The sequence below is a fragment of the Pseudomonas mendocina genome, assembly GCA_037482215.1.
Taxonomy (GTDB): Bacteria; Pseudomonadota; Gammaproteobacteria; order Pseudomonadales; family Pseudomonadaceae; genus Aquipseudomonas; species Aquipseudomonas mendocina_E.
Genome location: CP148074.1, coordinates 4,435,592 through 4,452,446 on the forward strand (window position 1 = coordinate 4,435,592; position 16,855 = coordinate 4,452,446).

Here is a 16,855-nt window from a genome sequence, read left to right on the forward strand (position 1 = left end):
CCCACTATGCACGCCTTACAAGCCAAGATTCTCGACCCACGACTGGGCAACGAATTCCCCCTGCCAGCCTATGCCACACCTGGTTCTGCCGGCCTCGACCTGCGCGCTATGCTCAAAGAGGACATCGTTCTGGAGCCTGGCCAAACCGTTTTGATTCCCACCGGCCTGTCGATCTACATCGGTGATCCGGGTCTGGCCGCGATGATTCTGCCCCGCTCAGGCCTGGGCCATAAACACGGCATCGTGCTGGGTAACCTTGTGGGCCTGATCGACTCGGACTACCAAGGCGAACTGATGGTCTCCTGCTGGAACCGTGGCCAAAGCGCGTTCACCATCACCATTGGCGAGCGCATTGCGCAACTGGTACTGGTACCGGTCGTGCAGGCCAAGTTTGAGCTGGTTGAGCAGTTCGACGAGACCCAGCGCGGCGCAGGCGGCTTCGGACACTCCGGAACACTCTGACCACACAAGCCATTAGGGCATATAAATAATAAGAGGAGAGGCCGCATGAAACTCTTCAAGCGCACAGCGAAAGAGACTGACGCCATCACCGGCAGTGCCGACTTGGCGCTTAAACCGGTTCAGGAAAAACCTGCGGCTCCCGCTTTAAAAGACTTACTGCCCGGCACCTTGCTCTCATTGCTGGGCGTTGCCCTAGGTGCCGCGCTGCTCTGGTTTGGTCCACTCAGCAGCGCCCATCAGCACCACCTGCAACAGCTCAATCAAGCATGGGGCACAGGTCAAGCTGCCACCTTGGAAAAAGCCCTGCGCCAGCTCAGTGCCGATACCCAGGCGGCCGCCCGCAACCCGCAACTGCTTGAGGTACTGCAAAGCGGTGATGCTCAACTGATCCGCAATGCCGAGCAGAGTCTCACTTACTGGAATGACGTGGTCGACGCCCGCCTCAACCTGCGCGCCCAGGCCAGCCAAGACACCAGCCGTGCGGCGCCACTGAATTTCGCCGCACTGGATATGCTACGCCGCGTGGAGAATGGCCAGAACGCCGCAGCCGAGGCTTTCAAAGTCGGTGATCGCTGGCTGGTATACAGCGCTACAGCGCTGCGCCAAGAGGACAAAGGCCCAGTCCTCGGCACGCTGTTACTGGCAGTCGACCTGCAACGCCTGACGGCCCTACTTCCTCCTATACCGGCCGAAATAGGCCAGATTCAGTTGGTGCAAAAGTTCAGTACCAGTGCAGCCCAAGTTCTGCTGCAACGCGGCCAAGCCAACGGCACAGCTGAGGCATTTGCCACCGGTAACCCAAACTGGACCCTTAATTTCACGCCAGGCCCGCAACTGATCAGCCCAGCGCTGTCACCGCTGTTGCTGCTTTGCGCGGCACTACTGGCCTTTAGCGGCGCCCTGCTCGGCCTGTACCTGCTGCACAGCCGTACACACCGCACGCTGAACACAGAAACAGAACACCTGGGACAAATGCTGCAAGCACTGATTGCCAACAAGGGCTCCAAAATGCCCGAGTTCAAACTGGAGCCCCTACGCGACTTAGCCCAGACCATTCAGCGCCTGCCCAGACGCAGCGCTGAACAGAGCAAACCGGTAACCGCTAGCGTCGCAGCACCGGAGAAACCCGTAAGCGCAACGCCGATTGCCGATCCGATGTTTCAAGACACCGATATTCTGGATATCGACATTCTCGATGAGGACATGGACTTGTTAGGTCTCAACAACGAACCTGCTGCCACTGGCGCAACCCAAGCACCACAACTGCCTGCCGACATTTTCCGCGCCTATGACATTCGCGGTATTGTTGGCAAAACCCTCAGCGCCGAAACAGCCTATTGGATCGGCCGCGCCATCGGCTCACAAAGCTTGGCCCAAGGCGAGCCCTGCGTTGCCGTTGGTCGCGACGGTCGCCTCTCCGGTCCAGAGCTGGCGCAACAACTGATTCAAGGTCTGGCCGACAGCGGCTGTGTCGTCAGCGACGTCGGCATGGTGCCGACCCCGGTTCTGTATTACGCCGCCCATATCCTCGCGGGCAAGTCGGCGGTCATGCTAACCGGCAGCCACAACCCGTCTGACTACAACGGCTTCAAGATTGTCATCGCCGGTGACACCTTGGCTAATGAGCAGATTCAGGCACTGCGTGAGCGTATCGAGAAACAGGACCTGAGCAGTGGTACTGGCTCGGTTGAACAAGTCGACGTTTTGGAAAGCTACTTCCAACAGATTCGCAATGACATCGCTCTCGCCAAGCCCATGCGCGTAGTGGTCGACTGCGGCAACGGCGTAGCCGGTGTGATCGCCCCGAAATTGATCGAGGCCCTGGGCTGTACCGTTATTCCGCTGTACTGCGAGGTGGACGGTAACTTCCCCAACCACCACCCAGATCCGGGCAAACCAGAAAACCTCGAAGACCTGATCAACAAGGTGCGCGAAGAGAATGCCGACATCGGCCTGGCCTTCGATGGCGACGGTGACCGTCTGGGCGTCGTGACCAACAGCGGCAAAATCGTATTCCCTGACCGCCTGCTGATGCTTTTCGCCAAAGATGTGGTTGCCCGCAATCCCGGCGCCGACATCCTCTTCGACGTCAAATGCACCCGCCGCCTGACACCGCTGATCAGCGGCTATGGTGGCCGCCCGGTGATGTGGAAAACCGGCCACTCACTGATGAAAAAGAAAATGAAAGAAACCGGCGCCCTGCTGGCCGGGGAAATGAGCGGCCATATCTTCATCAAAGAACGCTGGTACGGCTTTGATGACGGCATTTACTCTGCCGCCCGCCTGCTGGAAATCCTCAGCTTGGACAGCCGTAATGCTGATCAGATATTCAGCGCATTCCCGGATGATATCTCCACGCCGGAGATCAATATTCAAGTCACCGAGCAGAGCAAATTCAGCATTATTGAAAGCCTGCAACGAGACGGTGTCTGGGGTGACGGTAAACTCACCGACATCGACGGCATCCGCATCGACTACCCCAAAGGCTGGGGCTTGGTCCGTGCGTCCAATACCACGCCCGTTCTGGTCTTGCGCTTTGAAGCGGAAAGCGAAGAAGAACTTGAGCGCATCAAGGAAGTATTCCGCGCCCAGCTTCGCCGCGTCGAACCTGACCTGCAACTGCCTTTTTAATTAGCGAACGCCCAACTGGAGCCCTGAATGACCATCGAACGCGAGGCTGCTGCCCATACCGCCAAGGTATTGTCCGAGGCGCTACCCTACATCCGCCGCTATGTCGGCAAGACGCTGGTAATCAAATACGGCGGCAACGCCATGGAAAGCGAAGAGCTGAAAACCGGCTTTGCCCGCGACATCGTGCTGATGAAAGCAGTCGGCATCAACCCCGTCGTGGTGCACGGTGGCGGCCCGCAAATCGGTGATTTGCTCAAGCGTCTGTCCATCGAAAGCCACTTTATCGACGGCATGCGCGTGACCGATGCACAAACCATGGACGTGGTAGAAATGGTTCTTGGCGGCCAGGTCAACAAGTCCATCGTTAACCTGATCAACAGCCACGGCGGCAATGCCATCGGCCTGACCGGTAAAGATGCTCAGCTGATCCGTGCGAAAAAGCTGACCGTTACTCGCCAGACTCCGGAGATGACCAAGCCGGAAATCATTGATATCGGCCAGGTCGGCGAAGTAGTCAGCATCAACACCGACCTGCTCAACCTGCTGGTACAGGGCGACTTTATCCCGGTGATCGCCCCCATTGGCGTTGGCCCGGACGGCGAGTCCTACAACATCAACGCCGACTTGGTAGCAGGCAAAGTGGCCGAAGCGCTGAAAGCTGAAAAGCTCATGCTGCTGACCAACATCGCCGGCCTGATGGATAAAGAAGGCAAGGTGCTAACGGGCCTCAGCACCCAGCAAGTCGATGAGCTGATCGCCGACGGCACCATCTACGGCGGCATGCTGCCGAAGATCCGCTGCGCCCTGGAAGCGGTTCAAGGCGGTGTCGGCAGCTCGCTGATCATCGACGGACGCGTCCCGAATGCCATCCTGCTGGAAATCTTCACCGATACTGGTGTTGGTACCCTCATCAGCAACCGCAAGCGCTGACACTGGCATGGCGAATCAGTCCATTGGCTGATTCGCCCGCCTGACCTGCCTCTCTGCTGCTTGTCTCCTGCACCTTGAACGGACAAGCTCAGCACACGACTTCACGATCAGCCGAGCCGCCATGAGCACACTCTCCCGCGATGACTTCCGCTTCTTTCACCACCTGCGTGTACGCTGGTCTGAAGTGGACCCGCAGAACATCGTCTTCAATGGTCACTACCTGACCTATGCAGATGTAGCCATTACGGAGTACTACCGGGAACTGGGCATCAAATACCCCACAGACCTGAGTCGCGACGGCAGCGATTTTTTTGTCAGAAAATCCACGCTCGAATACAACGCCCCAGCCTATTTTGACGATGCGCTGGAAATTGGCATACGCACTGCCCGTTTCGGCAACTCGAGCATGAGTTTTTTCATGGGAATCTGGCGTAACAATGAATTACTCACCAGCGGTGAAGTGATTTACGTCCGCGCCAATACCACCGAGCGCATCAGCCAACCGCTACCGGACTGGCTGAAGGAAAAGATAACGGCTTACGAGAAGTGCCCGCCTCAGCACTAGATCAGCGTATTTGCTGAAGCAGCTCTTCTAAACGCTGACGGTCTTCGGTGAAGCTTTTTTCGGCGTCTGTGCGGGCGGTTTCGTAGCGTTTGATATCTGCATTCAGGCGTTTTTGCTCGGTGCGCTGCGCATCAATCTGTTGCAACAGGTGAGCAGGTACTTCACGCCCTGAGCGTTCGTGATCAGCAGCTTGGCTCTGCAAGTTACCCTGCTGGGTAATGGACGCCTGCAGGTTGCCTTTAGCGATCCCGAGCAACCCGTCAATTTCGGCAAACTTGCGCTCACGGGCGCGATCAACGTCATCCGGCGTGCTGTAAAGGCGAAGCAGCTGCTCGTCAGAGCGGGCGCGAGCCTTTTCAGCCTTGAGTTTCTCCAACTCCTCTGCCGTAGGCGCCGGGGGCACGACACGGATAACGCGCCCCTGCTCATTGAGCACATCGTAGCCCTTGGCAACAACTTCAGGCGGCACACCCTGACGGCTGAGGACCGTCACCCCTTTGTTATCCACATAGCGGTACAGCTCGGCGGCCACGACAGACGTCGACAGGCACACACTCATTACCAACGAACAACAGGACAGGGCGTTCCTCAGCATCAATGCATCACCTTGGTTGGTCAGGTCAGATACCGTACTCCGCACGGTAGGCTTCAACAGCTGGCAAATGCTGCTTCAATTCAGCATCACCTGCCAGATATTCCAGCACCTGCTCCAAGGAAACAATACTAATTACTGGCATTTTAAAATCACGCTCAACTTCCTGAATTGCAGAAAGCTCGCCTTTGCCCCGTTCTTGACGGTTCAGCGCGATCAAAACGCCCGATGCCTGAGCACCTTGGCCATCAATAATTTGCATGACCTCGCGAATGGCCGTACCGGCGGTGATTACGTCATCTATGATCAGTACACGGCCTTGCAGTGGCGCCCCCACCAGCGTGCCACCTTCACCGTGATCTTTGGCCTCTTTACGGTTAAAACACCACGGCAGATCACGCTGGTGATGCTCAGCCAGGGCAACGGCTGTCGTCGCCGCCAACGGAATACCTTTATATGCAGGGCCAAACAGAACGTCGAAGTCGATCCCGCTGTCTACAACAGCGGCTGCGTAGAAACGCCCCAGCTGTGCCAGGGCCAAACCGCTGTCGAACAAGCCGGCATTGAAGAAATAGGGGCTGACACGCCCGGACTTGAGGGTGAACTGACCAAAGCGCAGAACACCGCGCTCAATGGCAAAACGAATGAAATCACGCTGGTACGCTTGCATGAAAAAGTCTCGGACGGTACGGAATTGCTAGGAATTTAACCAATTGCAGGAGAGCTCGGGTATCATACACGCACGCGATTTTAGGGGCCATTTATGCGGATCATCAGTGTGAACGTGAATGGCATTCATGCAGCAGTCGAGCGGGGACTTCTCAGCTGGCTGCAAGCACAGAATGCTGACGTCATCTGCCTGCAGGATACTCGCGCTTCCGCCTTTGAACTGGACGACCAAGCCCTCCAACTGGATGGCTATTTCCTTTATGCCTGTGATGCAGAAGTGCCAAGCCTTGGTGGCGTGGCCCTGTACTCCCGATTGCAACCCAAGGCGGTAATCAGTGGTTTGGGCTTTGAAATGGCCGACCGCTACGGGCGTTACCTGCAAGCTGATTTTGACAAAGTAAGTATTGCTACAGTCCTGATGCCTTCGGGCCGTCATGGTGATGAGAACTTGAACCAGAAGTTCAAGTTCATGGACGACTTCACCCATTTTCTGGACAAGCAACGCCGTAAGCGCCGCGAGTACATCTATTGCGGTTCGTTCTACGTTGCCCACCAGAAGCTGGATGTCAAAAACTGGCGCGACTGCCAACAGTCTCCGGGCTTCCTGGCACCTGAGCGCGCCTGGATGGACGAAGTGACGGGCAACATGGGGTATGTCGACGCCCTGCGCGAAGTCACCCGCGAGGGTGACCTGTTCAGTTGGTGGCCAGACAGCGAACAAGCCGAAATGCTTAACCTGGGCTATCGCTTCGACTATCAGCTGCTGACCCAGGGCATGCGCCGCAGTGTGCGTAACGCACGGATGCCGCGCCAGCCTCGCTTCTCGCAGCATGCGCCACTGATCGTGGATTACGACTGGACGCTAAGCATCTGAGTCAAATCCCGCCCACAAAAAACCGCAGCCTGGCTGCGGTTTTTTGTTTGTGGCCCACGTGTGTGAGGCCTACTTCACCAGACGCAATGTGAAAGGATAGCGGTAATCCTTACCCTCATTGGCCTTAACCCCTGCGATCACGGTCAGCACGAATGCAGTCAAACTCACCAGCATCAGCAGCGGGAAACCGATCAGCACAACCATCAAACCAAAACACACCAGTGCTGCGAGCGCGACAGTAATCTGGAAGTTGAGCGCTTCCTTACCCTGTGCATCGACAAACGGGTCCATGTCCTTTTTCAGCTGCCAAATAAGCAGTGGCCCGACGATGTTGCCGAACGGAATGATCAAACCGGCAAACGCAGCAAAATGGCAGAACATCGCCCACTGCCGCGCATCGGCGCCGGGGGTTTGTTGTGGCAATTGAAGCTCGTCAGTCATGGGCATCCTCTCTTCCTTGCGTGAAGTTACTGATTATCCGCCAGCGCTGCTTGCTGCACGCTGAACAGATCAGCCATACCTTTTTGTGCCAACTCCAGCATGGCATTCAGTTCTGCCGGCTGGAACGGAGCACCTTCGGCAGTGCCCTGAATTTCAATAAAGCCACCCGCGCTGGTCATAACTACGTTCAGGTCTGTTTCAGCAGCGGAGTCTTCAAGATAGTCCAGATCCAGTACCGGCACGCCCTGATAAATGCCAACGGATACCGCCGCAATCATCTGCTTGAGCGGCTCACCTTTAAGTGCGCCGCGCTTTTTCAGCACTTTAAGCGCATCCACCAGCGCCACCATCGAACCGGTGATGGAAGCGGTGCGTGTGCCGCCGTCAGCCTGGATCACGTCGCAGTCGACATACAGGGTGTTCTCACCCAGCTTGCTCATATCCAACGCAGCGCGCAGCGAGCGACCGATCAGGCGCTGGATTTCCAAAGTACGGCCACCCTGCTTGCCACGGCTAGCCTCACGCTGGTTACGATCACCGGTGGAGCGCGGCAGCATGCCGTACTCGGCGGTCAGCCATCCCTGCCCCTGACCTTTCAGGAAACGTGGAACGCCAGATTCGACACTGACCGTACAGATCACTTTGGTGTCGCCGAATTCAACCAGTACCGAACCTTCGGCATGCTTGGTGTAGTTGCGGGTAATACGGATCGGGCGCAACTGATCGGCGGCGCGGTCACTTGGACGTTTCATTAGCGATACCTACTTTTAAGGAAAATCTGCCGGGCATTATAGGGCGGTATCGTGACGAAGCTATGCTGAATTGGGCGCCATCGACTCACTGCGCTACAATCCAGCGCCTTTCGTTAACCATTTCGCGAGGTTTACCCCATGATCCACAGCATGACTGCCTTTGCCCGCACCGAACAGGCGGACACCAACGGCACCCTGAGCTGGGAACTGCGCTCGGTCAACCATCGCTATCTGGAGCCTCACCTGCGCCTGCCTGAAGCTTTCCGCGACCTGGAAGGCGCTGTGCGTGAAGCCCTGCGTAACGGTTTGTCCCGTGGTAAGGTTGAGTGCACCCTGCGCTTTGCCGACAGCAGCGCAGATAAATCCCTGCAAGTAGACCTCAACCGAGCGGAGCAACTCATCAAAGCTGCCGAAAGCGTTGCAGCCCTGATCAAACAACCGGCACCGCTCAACCCGCTCGAAGTTTTAGGCTGGCCAGGCGTCCTAGTGGGCGATGCAGTCGACCCACAAGCACTGAATCAACGCGCTATGACGCTATTCAAGCAGGCGCTGGACGAGCTCAAAGCAGGCCGCGAGCGGGAAGGCACTGAGCTGGCCAAGCTGCTCAACGAGCGCCTGGATGCCATCCTTGAACAAGTCAGCACGTTGCGCGAACAAGTCCCGCAAATGCTGGCAGGCCAGCGCCAGAAGATTCTCGACCGCTGCGCAGAAATGAAGGTCGACCTCGACCCACAACGCCTTGAGCAAGAGCTGGTGATTCTCGCCCAGAAGAGCGATGTTGCTGAAGAGCTGGACCGTTTAAGCACCCATGTCACTGAAGTTCGCCGCGTACTCAAAAGCGGTGGTGCTGCAGGCCGACGCTTGGACTTCCTCATGCAGGAACTTAACCGCGAAGCCAATACCCTGGGTTCCAAGGCGTTCGACACCCGCAGCACTCAAGCAGCCGTCAACCTCAAGGTCCTGATCGAGCAAATGCGCGAGCAGGTCCAGAATATCGAATAAGCCACGCGACAGCCTGCAGCGCTGAGCAACCACCCTACAACTGGCATGATCAGGATCACCCTATGACCGTTACCACAGGCACTCTTTACATCGTTTCCGCTCCCTCCGGCGCGGGCAAAACCAGCTTGGTCAAGGCCCTGATTGACAGCGAAGCGAGCATCCGCGTCTCCGTTTCACACACCACCCGCGCCATGCGTCCCGGTGAAATAGACGGCGTGAACTACCACTTCGTTAATCACGAGCAATTCAATGAAATGCTCGGCCGAAGCGCCTTTCTTGAACACGCCGAGGTGTTCGGCAACCTCTACGGCACCTCACAAGAGTGGGTTGAGCAGACGCTGAAAGCAGGCTTTGACTTGATTCTGGAAATCGATTGGCAAGGTGCCCAACAAGTCCGCCGCCTGATGCCGGAGGCCAAATCCATCTTCATCCTGCCTCCCACTCAGGAAGCCTTGCGCCACCGCCTGACCAACCGCGGCCAGGACAGCGGCGAAATCATTGAACGCCGCATGCATGAGGCCGTCAGCGAGATGAGCCATTACGTTGAGTACGACTATCTGGTTATCAACGATGACTTCAGCCATGCCCTCAGCGATCTGAAAGCCATCTTCCGCGCCAACCAACTGTTGCAGGGCGCCCAACAGCAACGCCACAGTGGCTTGCTCAGTGAGTTACTGGCCTGAGTGCATCCGGCAAACAGCACTTCCCTATTTGCTGGTGATTTTTTAAACTATTCAGTCCGCCTGTATTATGCAGGCACCTTTTTCTGCTCTTATTTATGTCGCATCGAGGAATACCATGGCCCGCGTTACCGTTGAAGATTGCCTGAACAACGTCGATAACCGCTTTGAGCTGGTCATGCTTGCCACCAAGCGTGCGCGCCAACTGGCCACCGGCGGCAAAGAACCCAAAGTAGAATGGGACAACGACAAACCAACCGTTGTTGCCCTGCGTGAAATCGCTGAAGGTCTGGTGAACTACGACGTAGTTGCCCAGGAAGACATCGTTGAAGAAGAACCGCTGTTCGCTGCGTTCGAGGAAGATGCCAACGAGTCGCTGTAAGACTATGCCTGGTCGAATTCCTCAGGCCCATCGCCCTCTGCAGCAGCAGGGAGAACGTCCATGCCAAGCATAGATGATCTGGCCCAACGGCTTTCGACCTACCTCGACGGCGACGAGGTAAACCTTGTTCGCCGGGCGTATTACTACGCCGAACAAGCCCACGACGGCCAGCGCCGTCGTAGTGGCGAGCCCTATGTGACCCACCCATTGGCGGTGGCGAACATCTTGGCCGACATGCACATGGACCATCAGAGCCTGATGGCAGCCATGCTCCATGACGTGATCGAAGACACTGGCATTGCCAAAGAAGCCCTGAACGCCCAGTTTGGCGAATCTGTGGCAGAGCTGGTGGATGGGGTCAGCAAACTGACCCAGATGAACTTCGAAACCAAGGCCGAAGCCCAGGCTGAAAACTTCCAGAAAATGGCTATGGCCATGGCCCGCGACATCCGCGTAATCCTGGTAAAACTGGCTGACCGGCTGCACAACATGCGCACGCTGGAAGTGCTGTCCGGCGAGAAACGCCGCCGCATCGCCAAAGAAACCCTGGAAATTTACGCACCGATTGCCAACCGTTTGGGCATGCACAGCATGCGCATCGAGTTCGAAGACCTTGGTTTCAAAGCCATGCACCCGATGCGCGCCGAGCGTATCCGTGCCGCCGTCAAACGCGCACGTGGCAACCGCAATGAAATCGTCAATAAAATCGAAGAGTCTATCATCAACTGCCTGGCCCGCGAGGGCATGCGTGGCGAGGTGATGGGCCGCGAGAAGCATCTGTTCAGCATCTATAAAAAGATGCGCGGCAAGCGCAAAGCATTCAACGAGATTATGGATGTTTACGCCTTCCGCATCGTGGTCGACAAGGTCGACACCTGCTACCGCGTACTCGGTGCTGTGCATAATTTGTACAAGCCTCTTCCTGGCCGCTTCAAAGATTACATCGCGATCCCCAAAGCCAACGGCTATCAGTCGCTGCACACCACGCTGTTCGGCATGCATGGTGTACCGATTGAGATTCAGATCCGCACCCGCGAGATGGAAGAACTGGCCAACAACGGCATTGCCGCACACTGGCTGTACAAATCCAATGAAGAGCAGCCTAAAGGCAGCCACGCCCGCGCCCGCCAATGGGTCAAAGGCGTTCTGGAAATGCAGCAACGTGCTGGCAACTCGTTGGAATTTATCGAGAGCGTGAAGATCGACCTGTTCCCGGACGAGGTTTACGTGTTCACGCCCAAAGGCCGCATCATGGAACTGCCGAAGGGCTCCACAGCGGTCGACTTTGCCTACGCGGTTCACACCGACGTCGGCAACACCTGTATTGCCTGCCGCATCAACCGCCGTCTTGCGCCGCTGTCGCAGCCGCTGGAAAGCGGCTCCACGGTGGAAATCGTGACCGCGCCAGGCACCCGTGCAAACCCCGCGTGGCTCAACTTCGTGGTAACCGGTAAAGCGCGCACCCATATCCGCCATGCGCTCAAGCAACAGCGTCGCTCGGAGTCCATCAGCCTGGGCGAACGCCTGCTGAACAAGGTTCTGGCCAGTTTCAACAGTCACCTGGATGCGCTGCCCGTTGAACGTATCGAAGCTGTACTCAACGAGTACCGCCTGGAACTGACCGAAGACCTGCTGGAAGACATTGGCCTGGGCAACCGCATGGCTTACGTGGTCGCGCGCCGCCTGCTCAGCGATAACGAAGAAACCCTGCCCAGCAGCGAAGGCCCACTGGCCATTCGCGGTACCGAAGGGCTGGTGCTCAGCTACGCCAAATGTTGTACACCGATTCCAGGCGACCCGATTGTGGGTCACCTCTCGGCCGGTAAAGGCATGGTGGTGCACCTGGAAAGCTGCAAAAACATCGGCGAAATCCGCCAGAACCCAGAGAAATGCGTCCAGCTGTCTTGGGCCAAAGACGTCACCGGCGAATTCAACGTGGAACTGCGCGTCGAGCTGGAGCACCAGCGCGGCCTGATCGCCCTGCTGGCCAGCAGCGTTAACGCCGCCGATGGCAACATCGAGAAGATCAGCATGGACGAGCGCGACGGGCGCACCAGCGTGGTTCAGCTGGTGGTCAGCGTACATGACCGTGTTCATCTGGCCCGCGTCATCAAGAAACTGCGTACCTTGCACGGCATCATCCGCATTACCCGGGCCAAGGCTTAAGTCTGTCCACGCCTGATCAAGCACTTGAGCTTTGACAGCGCCCGAGCAATCACCGAATCTAGGGGGTCTACGTTGCAGGTGCACCCAGCACCTGCAGCACTACGTCAGCAACCTTCTGGAGTCCCCATGAGCAAGAGCGTTATCAACAGCGACAAGGCCCCGGCTGCCATCGGCACTTACTCTCAGGCCATCAAGGCTGGCAACACCGTCTATATGTCCGGCCAGATCCCACTTGACCCAAAAACCATGGAACTGGTGGAAGGGTTTGAAGAACAGACCGTACAGGTTTTCGAAAACCTTAAAGCCGTTGCTGAAGCCGCAGGCGGCTCATTCAAAGACATCGTCAAACTCAATATCTTCCTGACTGACCTGTCCAACTTCGCCAAAGTGAACGAGATCATGGGCCGCTATTTCGAGCAGCCATACCCAGCCCGCGCCGCCATCGGCATTGCCGCTCTGCCGCGTGGGGCTCAAGTTGAAATGGACGCTATTCTGGTTCTGGAATAAGCCCTTAGGGCGGAGCGCTTGCTCCGCCTTCTCCTACCCCGCCTGTTTTATCCCTACCTCTCCGACTCCCAAACCGTCCTACCTTGAGCGTTCTACCAGCGGATTGCCTGTCGGCGTATTTATTTATTGAGAACTATTTGCAATAATGATTGCATTGTCTGTCTCGTCTACCCCGGCGAGTGCCTGCTCATCTTTCACATTCAGGTTTGGCCGATATGCTCTCACTGCAAGCAAGACTTCAAACAAAGACGCCCCGCGCACTGCAACGTCTTCGCCCATTCTGTCTGGCTATGCTGACGCTTCTGCCACTCAGCGGTTTTGCCGATGAACCTGCAGCAACCCAACCGGTGCAAGCACCTACCGCGGTAGCAGCCCCGGCAACCGGCACTCCCGTAACTCCCGCTACAGACAAGACCTCCGCTACACCGCTGCAAGCCCCTCAAGATCCTCAACTCACTGCACTGCAAGCGAAAATCACTGCCCTGGGCGCCGAAGCGACTCAAGAGCAAATTAATGCAGCTCAGCAGCAATTCATCCAAGAGGCCGGGCTCGACGCCACACAGGCCGACCTCCTGCTCAACCAGTACAACGCGCTCACTGACGCCGCCGTCGAAGAGCCCGAAGCCATGCTTCATGACCTCTCGCCATGGGGCATGTATCAAAACGCCGACATCGTGGTTAAGGCCGTGATGATTGGTCTGGTGCTGGCCTCTATCCTGACGTGGACCGTTTGGCTGGCCAAAACCATTGAGCTGGTGACTGCCCGCCGCCGCCTGCGCCGCGAACTGCTTGACCTGAAAAGCGCCCGCACCCTGCAGCAGGCCGCTGACCAACCTCGTGACAAAAACAGCATCACCACTGTGCTGATTGAAGATGCACGAGACGAACTCAACCTTTCAGCCAGCAGCAAGCTCAAAGACGGTATTAAAGACCGTGTCAGCTTCCGTCTTGAACGCCTTGTTGCCGCCTGTGGCCGCGACATGACCAAGGGCACCGGCGTGCTTGCCACCATCGGTTCAACAGCACCTTTCGTGGGTCTGTTCGGTACCGTATGGGGGATCATGAACAGCTTTATCGGGATCGCCAAATCCCAGACCACCAACCTTGCTGTTGTGGCGCCTGGTATTGCCGAAGCCCTTCTGGCGACGGCAATCGGTCTGGTTGCTGCGATTCCTGCGGTGATCATCTACAACGTATTCGCCCGGTCCATCGCCAGTTACAAGGCGCAAGTTGGTGATGCTTCTGCACAGGTGCTGCTGATGGTCAGCCGTGATCTGGACTGCAACACCACTGATCGTCCTCAAACCTCTCCGGTTGTAAGGGCGGTATGAACCTATGGGTCTGCACCTGAATGACAGCGGTGATGATCTCCAGGAAAACCACGAGATAAACGTCACCCCTTTTATCGACGTCATGCTCGTGCTGCTGATCATCTTCATGGTCGCAGCGCCGCTGGCAACGGTTGATGTGAAGATCGACCTGCCAGCGTCAACAGCAAAGCCTGCGCCACGCCCGGATAAACCTATCTACTTGAGCATCAAGGAAGACAAAAGCCTGTACCTCGGAGAGGAGCAGGTTTCCGCTGAACAACTTGGCGGTGCCTTAGATAAGCTGACTCAGGCAGATAAAGAAAAAACCATCTTTGTCCGTGGCGACAAGGGTGTGGAATACGCAGATCTGATGAATGTCATGGATAGCCTGCGCACAGCAGGTTACCTGAAGATCGGCCTGGTAGGACTTGAGACGATCGGCGCGCAATGACAAACAGCAGACGCGACTTATACTGGGCTGCCAGCCTGATCCTAGTGCTGGCTGTGCACATCGGCGTGTTCCTCTGGGCGCTGTACTGGAAGCCTGAGGCCATTGCCATCGAGGCTCCGCCCGCAGCCATGATGGTAGAACTCCAGCCGCTGGCACCGCCTCCAGCGCCGGCTCCGCAACCTGTGGTCGAACCAGAGCCAGAGCCTCTGCCTAAGGTTGTTGAAGCACCCAAGCCGAAACTGGTGATTGAGCAACCCAAGCCTAAGCCCAAGCCACGGCCGAAACCGCCGGAGCCTAAGCCCCAGCCTAAACCACAGCCCGTTCCGGAGAAGCCTGCGCAGACTCAGCCCCAAAGCGAGTCCACTGCAAATACGGCACCTACAGCGCCAAAAGCAGCTGAAGCAGCTCCAGGTCGTCCTGCAGCCAGTAACGAAAGCCTGCGGAATGTTTGGTTGGCTAAGGTTCATGCACACCTGAGCCGCCGTATGCATTACCCGGATCGTGAGCGTCGCTTCAGTCGGATTGGCGACCGCCACACCGTAACCTTGAGCTTTGAGGTGACGCCAAGTGGCGACATTCTGCAAGCTAAGGTGAAGGACTCCACAGCCCGTGCCAGCTTCGACCGTGACGTACTGGTTCAACTGCGCCGCGCCAGCCCGGTGCCACAACCACCCAAAGAGCTGCTCGGCAACGGTAATGTAAGCCTGAATTTCCCGCTCAACTTCGAGCTGACCCGCTGATCCTCGCGCCACAGCTTCACCGCTGTGGCGCTTCCTTTATCGACCTGCCTTCAACTCGCCGCTATCCTGCTCAGCATTAGCATTTTGCACCGAGGATACGCATGTACCGCCTGCTGCCTGCCCTGTTAGCCAGCCTCATGCTGGTTGGCTGTGCCAGTTCCCCCAAAGACCCCAGTGGTGTCTGGATCAATCAGACCGCCATTGATGCTGCCGTCAGTAACGGCAACCTGCACGAAGCCTTGTTGGCCTATGGGCCCAATCTGGAGTGGCAGATTGATCTGGCGCACCAGCGTGCGAGCGTCAGCAATGGCTACCAGCAGTACGAAGGGCAACTGACACGGGAGGCGGATGGCCAATACCGGGCGATCTTCAACACAGATATTCAGGAGTCCCTGAAAGTCTCTTCCGGCAAACTGATTCAGGCAGCCAGCGATACCTGGCCGGAGCAGCACTTCAATGCTGCCAAGCAAAGCGCTCCCAACATCGGCGGCACCTTTATCCAAGCCCTGTACACGGCTTATATGGGCGGCACCTGGGAGATCAAAGAAGGCATCGGTCGCGGTGGACTTGTTCAGTTTGCAGCAGATGGCAGCGTTAAGGGCCTGCCCGGCGCCGAGCGCTATGCCCTGTGCCTGGGCGGAGACTGTGCAGCGATGAATGGCGACAGCGACGGCATCTGGCTGCAACTGGGCAATCAGGGGGACAGCTGGCTGTTTGAACGTGAGGGCAGCGACATGCGGGTTTATGAAGCGATCAACCAGGCACCAGCCGGGGAAATCGCCTCCTACCGCAAAGGGCCACAACGCTGGAAGCTGGTTCTGCGCTGAGGCTCAGAGCCCTTTGGCCTGCAAGATCATCTCATAGCCTTCCCGGTAGCTCGGGTAGGCTGGCTGCCAGCCCAACGCCCTCGCCCGGGCATTACTGCAGCGCTTGCTACCAGCACGGCGCACACTGGCTTCGTCAGCCCAGTGACTGACTTGCAAACGCGCCCGTAACCAATCAACCACCTCATGCAGTGGCGCAGGGGCGTCGTCCACACCGATATAGCATTCATCCAACGCCCTGCCCTGCACATCCGCTTGCAACAAATAGGCGAGCAAACCAGCAGCATCATCGGCATGGATGCGATTACCATACAACGGCGGCTCTATCGCGACTCGATATCCCTCCCGAACCTGACGCAACAGCCACTCGCGGCCAGGGCCGTAAATACCCGTCAGGCGTACCACGGTGGCAGGAAGGCCACAGGCCAAAACCCGCTGTTCAGCCTCACGCATCACCCGACCTGAAAACCCTTCCGCGATAGCTTCAGTGGTTTCATCTACCCAGCTACCGTCTTGTTGGCCGTACACACTGCTGCTGGAGACAAACACAATCCGCTTGGGCCGCTGACCATGCTGATCAAGCCAATCCAGCACATGCTGCAAGCCGTCCACATAAGCGGCGCGATAGCCCGCCTCATCGTGCTGGTTCGCAGCGGCGCAATAGACCAGATAATCCAAAGCAGATTCGGGCCAAGACTCAGGAGGCGTGGACTGCTGCAGATCGCCTGCAACAGGGAGGATGCCGGGCGGCAATTGGCGGGTGTCACGACGCAGGCCATAGACCTGCCAGCCAGCAGCATGCAGCTGCTGGCCGAGGCGGCTGCCGACATCGCCACATCCGGCAATCATCAGGCTGTGGCGAGTCGACATAGCTGTG

At 57.3% G+C, this 16,855-nt stretch carries 19 protein-coding genes; 14 read left to right on the top strand and 5 right to left on the bottom strand.

Features of this window, described 5'->3' with window-relative positions:
* The first annotated feature begins 6 nt into the window (after positions 1-6).
* The 4 genes from dut to WG219_20440 all read left to right on the top strand — a co-directional run bounded on the left by dut (position 7) and on the right by WG219_20440 (position 4,588).
* Positions 7-462, top strand: a complete 456-nt coding sequence (gene dut / locus WG219_20425; GenBank protein ID WXL25633.1) for a dUTP diphosphatase — start codon at positions 7-9, stop codon at positions 460-462.
* Positions 463-1,665: 1,203 nt separating this feature from the next.
* Entirely contained in the window at positions 1,666-3,093 is a 1,428-nt protein-coding gene (gene algC / locus WG219_20430; protein WXL28060.1) for a phosphomannomutase/phosphoglucomutase, read from the top strand.
* 27 nt (positions 3,094-3,120) lie between these two features.
* A complete protein-coding gene (gene argB, locus WG219_20435) occupies positions 3,121-4,023 on the top strand; it encodes an acetylglutamate kinase (protein ID WXL25634.1) in 903 nt (300 codons plus the stop codon).
* A gap of 121 nt (positions 4,024-4,144) precedes the next feature.
* Positions 4,145-4,588 carry a thioesterase family protein gene (locus WG219_20440; GenBank protein ID WXL25635.1) on the top strand — a complete coding sequence of 148 codons (444 nt, stop codon included), beginning with the start codon at positions 4,145-4,147 and terminating at the stop codon, positions 4,586-4,588.
* A gap of 1 nt (position 4,589) precedes the next feature.
* Here the strand turns inward: WG219_20440 and WG219_20445 are convergent, their stop codons facing one another.
* Both WG219_20445 and pyrE read right to left on the bottom strand, forming a co-directional pair.
* Complete coding sequence (locus tag WG219_20445; protein ID WXL25636.1) at positions 4,590-5,183, bottom strand: DUF4124 domain-containing protein; 594 nt, start codon at positions 5,181-5,183, stop codon at positions 4,590-4,592.
* 25 nt (positions 5,184-5,208) lie between these two features.
* Positions 5,209-5,850 carry an orotate phosphoribosyltransferase gene (pyrE, locus tag WG219_20450; GenBank protein ID WXL25637.1) on the bottom strand — a complete coding sequence of 214 codons (642 nt, stop codon included), beginning with the start codon at positions 5,848-5,850 and terminating at the stop codon, positions 5,209-5,211.
* A gap of 93 nt (positions 5,851-5,943) precedes the next feature.
* On the opposite strand from pyrE, the gene WG219_20455 reads away from it, so the two are divergent.
* Positions 5,944-6,723 carry an exodeoxyribonuclease III gene (locus WG219_20455; protein ID WXL25638.1) on the top strand — a complete coding sequence of 260 codons (780 nt, stop codon included), beginning with the start codon at positions 5,944-5,946 and terminating at the stop codon, positions 6,721-6,723.
* Between the two features lie 69 nt (positions 6,724-6,792).
* Here WG219_20455 and WG219_20460 read toward each other — a convergent pair whose 3' ends face one another.
* Both WG219_20460 and rph read right to left on the bottom strand, forming a co-directional pair.
* Positions 6,793-7,164, bottom strand: a complete 372-nt coding sequence (locus WG219_20460; protein ID WXL25639.1) for a DUF4870 domain-containing protein — start codon at positions 7,162-7,164, stop codon at positions 6,793-6,795.
* A gap of 26 nt (positions 7,165-7,190) precedes the next feature.
* Positions 7,191-7,916, bottom strand: a complete 726-nt coding sequence (gene rph, locus WG219_20465; protein ID WXL25640.1) for a ribonuclease PH — start codon at positions 7,914-7,916, stop codon at positions 7,191-7,193.
* 138 nt (positions 7,917-8,054) lie between these two features.
* Here rph and WG219_20470 point away from each other — a divergent pair, with 138 nt between their 5' ends.
* From WG219_20470 to WG219_20510, 9 genes are all read left to right on the top strand, one after another.
* Positions 8,055-8,918, top strand: a complete 864-nt coding sequence (locus tag WG219_20470) for a YicC/YloC family endoribonuclease (GenBank protein ID WXL25641.1) — start codon at positions 8,055-8,057, stop codon at positions 8,916-8,918.
* Positions 8,919-8,980: 62 nt separating this feature from the next.
* Positions 8,981-9,601 carry a guanylate kinase gene (gene gmk / locus WG219_20475; protein ID WXL25642.1) on the top strand — a complete coding sequence of 207 codons (621 nt, stop codon included), beginning with the start codon at positions 8,981-8,983 and terminating at the stop codon, positions 9,599-9,601.
* Positions 9,602-9,716: 115 nt separating this feature from the next.
* Positions 9,717-9,980, top strand: a complete 264-nt coding sequence (gene rpoZ / locus WG219_20480; protein ID WXL25643.1) for a DNA-directed RNA polymerase subunit omega — start codon at positions 9,717-9,719, stop codon at positions 9,978-9,980.
* A gap of 60 nt (positions 9,981-10,040) precedes the next feature.
* Positions 10,041-12,146: a bifunctional GTP diphosphokinase/guanosine-3',5'-bis pyrophosphate 3'-pyrophosphohydrolase gene (gene spoT, locus WG219_20485; protein WXL25644.1), complete on the top strand. Its 2,106-nt coding sequence runs from the start codon at positions 10,041-10,043 to the stop codon at positions 12,144-12,146.
* A 126-nt stretch (positions 12,147-12,272) separates the two neighbouring features.
* Entirely contained in the window at positions 12,273-12,653 is a 381-nt protein-coding gene (locus WG219_20490; GenBank protein WXL25645.1) for a RidA family protein, read from the top strand.
* Between the two features lie 290 nt (positions 12,654-12,943).
* Positions 12,944-13,984, top strand: coding sequence for a tonB-system energizer ExbB (exbB, locus tag WG219_20495; protein ID WXL28061.1), 1,041 nt, complete (start codon positions 12,944-12,946; stop codon positions 13,982-13,984).
* 4 nt (positions 13,985-13,988) lie between these two features.
* On the top strand, positions 13,989-14,414 hold the full coding sequence (gene exbD, locus WG219_20500) for a TonB system transport protein ExbD (protein WXL25646.1): 426 nt from the start codon (positions 13,989-13,991) through the stop codon (positions 14,412-14,414).
* Positions 14,411-15,154, top strand: coding sequence for a TonB family protein (locus WG219_20505; protein WXL25647.1), 744 nt, complete (start codon positions 14,411-14,413; stop codon positions 15,152-15,154). Before exbD ends, WG219_20505 begins: the two co-directional genes overlap by 4 nt.
* A gap of 101 nt (positions 15,155-15,255) precedes the next feature.
* Positions 15,256-15,981, top strand: coding sequence for a hypothetical protein (locus tag WG219_20510; GenBank protein ID WXL25648.1), 726 nt, complete (start codon positions 15,256-15,258; stop codon positions 15,979-15,981).
* Positions 15,982-15,984: 3 nt separating this feature from the next.
* Here WG219_20510 and WG219_20515 read toward each other — a convergent pair whose 3' ends face one another.
* Positions 15,985-16,848, bottom strand: coding sequence for an SDR family oxidoreductase (locus tag WG219_20515; GenBank protein ID WXL25649.1), 864 nt, complete (start codon positions 16,846-16,848; stop codon positions 15,985-15,987).
* Between the last annotated feature and the right edge of the window lie 7 nt (positions 16,849-16,855).

Excerpts from the sequence above, each read along its gene's own strand:
- dut (WXL25633.1), top strand. The coding sequence starts at position 7 with ATGCACGCCTTACAAGCCAAGATTCTCGACCCACGACTGGGCAACGAA.
- algC (WXL28060.1), top strand. The coding sequence starts at position 1,666 with ATGGACTTGTTAGGTCTCAACAACGAACCTGCTGCCACTGGCGCAACC.
- argB (WXL25634.1), top strand. The coding sequence starts at position 3,121 with ATGACCATCGAACGCGAGGCTGCTGCCCATACCGCCAAGGTATTGTCC.
- WG219_20440 (WXL25635.1), top strand. The coding sequence starts at position 4,145 with ATGAGCACACTCTCCCGCGATGACTTCCGCTTCTTTCACCACCTGCGT.
- WG219_20445 (WXL25636.1), bottom strand. The coding sequence starts at position 5,183 with ATGCTGAGGAACGCCCTGTCCTGTTGTTCGTTGGTAATGAGTGTGTGC.
- pyrE (WXL25637.1), bottom strand. The coding sequence starts at position 5,850 with ATGCAAGCGTACCAGCGTGATTTCATTCGTTTTGCCATTGAGCGCGGT.
- WG219_20455 (WXL25638.1), top strand. The coding sequence starts at position 5,944 with ATGCGGATCATCAGTGTGAACGTGAATGGCATTCATGCAGCAGTCGAG.
- WG219_20460 (WXL25639.1), bottom strand. The coding sequence starts at position 7,164 with ATGACTGACGAGCTTCAATTGCCACAACAAACCCCCGGCGCCGATGCG.
- rph (WXL25640.1), bottom strand. The coding sequence starts at position 7,916 with ATGAAACGTCCAAGTGACCGCGCCGCCGATCAGTTGCGCCCGATCCGT.
- WG219_20470 (WXL25641.1), top strand. The coding sequence starts at position 8,055 with ATGATCCACAGCATGACTGCCTTTGCCCGCACCGAACAGGCGGACACC.
- gmk (WXL25642.1), top strand. The coding sequence starts at position 8,981 with ATGACCGTTACCACAGGCACTCTTTACATCGTTTCCGCTCCCTCCGGC.
- rpoZ (WXL25643.1), top strand. The coding sequence starts at position 9,717 with ATGGCCCGCGTTACCGTTGAAGATTGCCTGAACAACGTCGATAACCGC.
- spoT (WXL25644.1), top strand. The coding sequence starts at position 10,041 with ATGCCAAGCATAGATGATCTGGCCCAACGGCTTTCGACCTACCTCGAC.
- WG219_20490 (WXL25645.1), top strand. The coding sequence starts at position 12,273 with ATGAGCAAGAGCGTTATCAACAGCGACAAGGCCCCGGCTGCCATCGGC.
- exbB (WXL28061.1), top strand. The coding sequence starts at position 12,944 with ATGCTGACGCTTCTGCCACTCAGCGGTTTTGCCGATGAACCTGCAGCA.
- exbD (WXL25646.1), top strand. The coding sequence starts at position 13,989 with ATGGGTCTGCACCTGAATGACAGCGGTGATGATCTCCAGGAAAACCAC.
- WG219_20505 (WXL25647.1), top strand. The coding sequence starts at position 14,411 with ATGACAAACAGCAGACGCGACTTATACTGGGCTGCCAGCCTGATCCTA.
- WG219_20510 (WXL25648.1), top strand. The coding sequence starts at position 15,256 with ATGTACCGCCTGCTGCCTGCCCTGTTAGCCAGCCTCATGCTGGTTGGC.
- WG219_20515 (WXL25649.1), bottom strand. The coding sequence starts at position 16,848 with ATGTCGACTCGCCACAGCCTGATGATTGCCGGATGTGGCGATGTCGGC.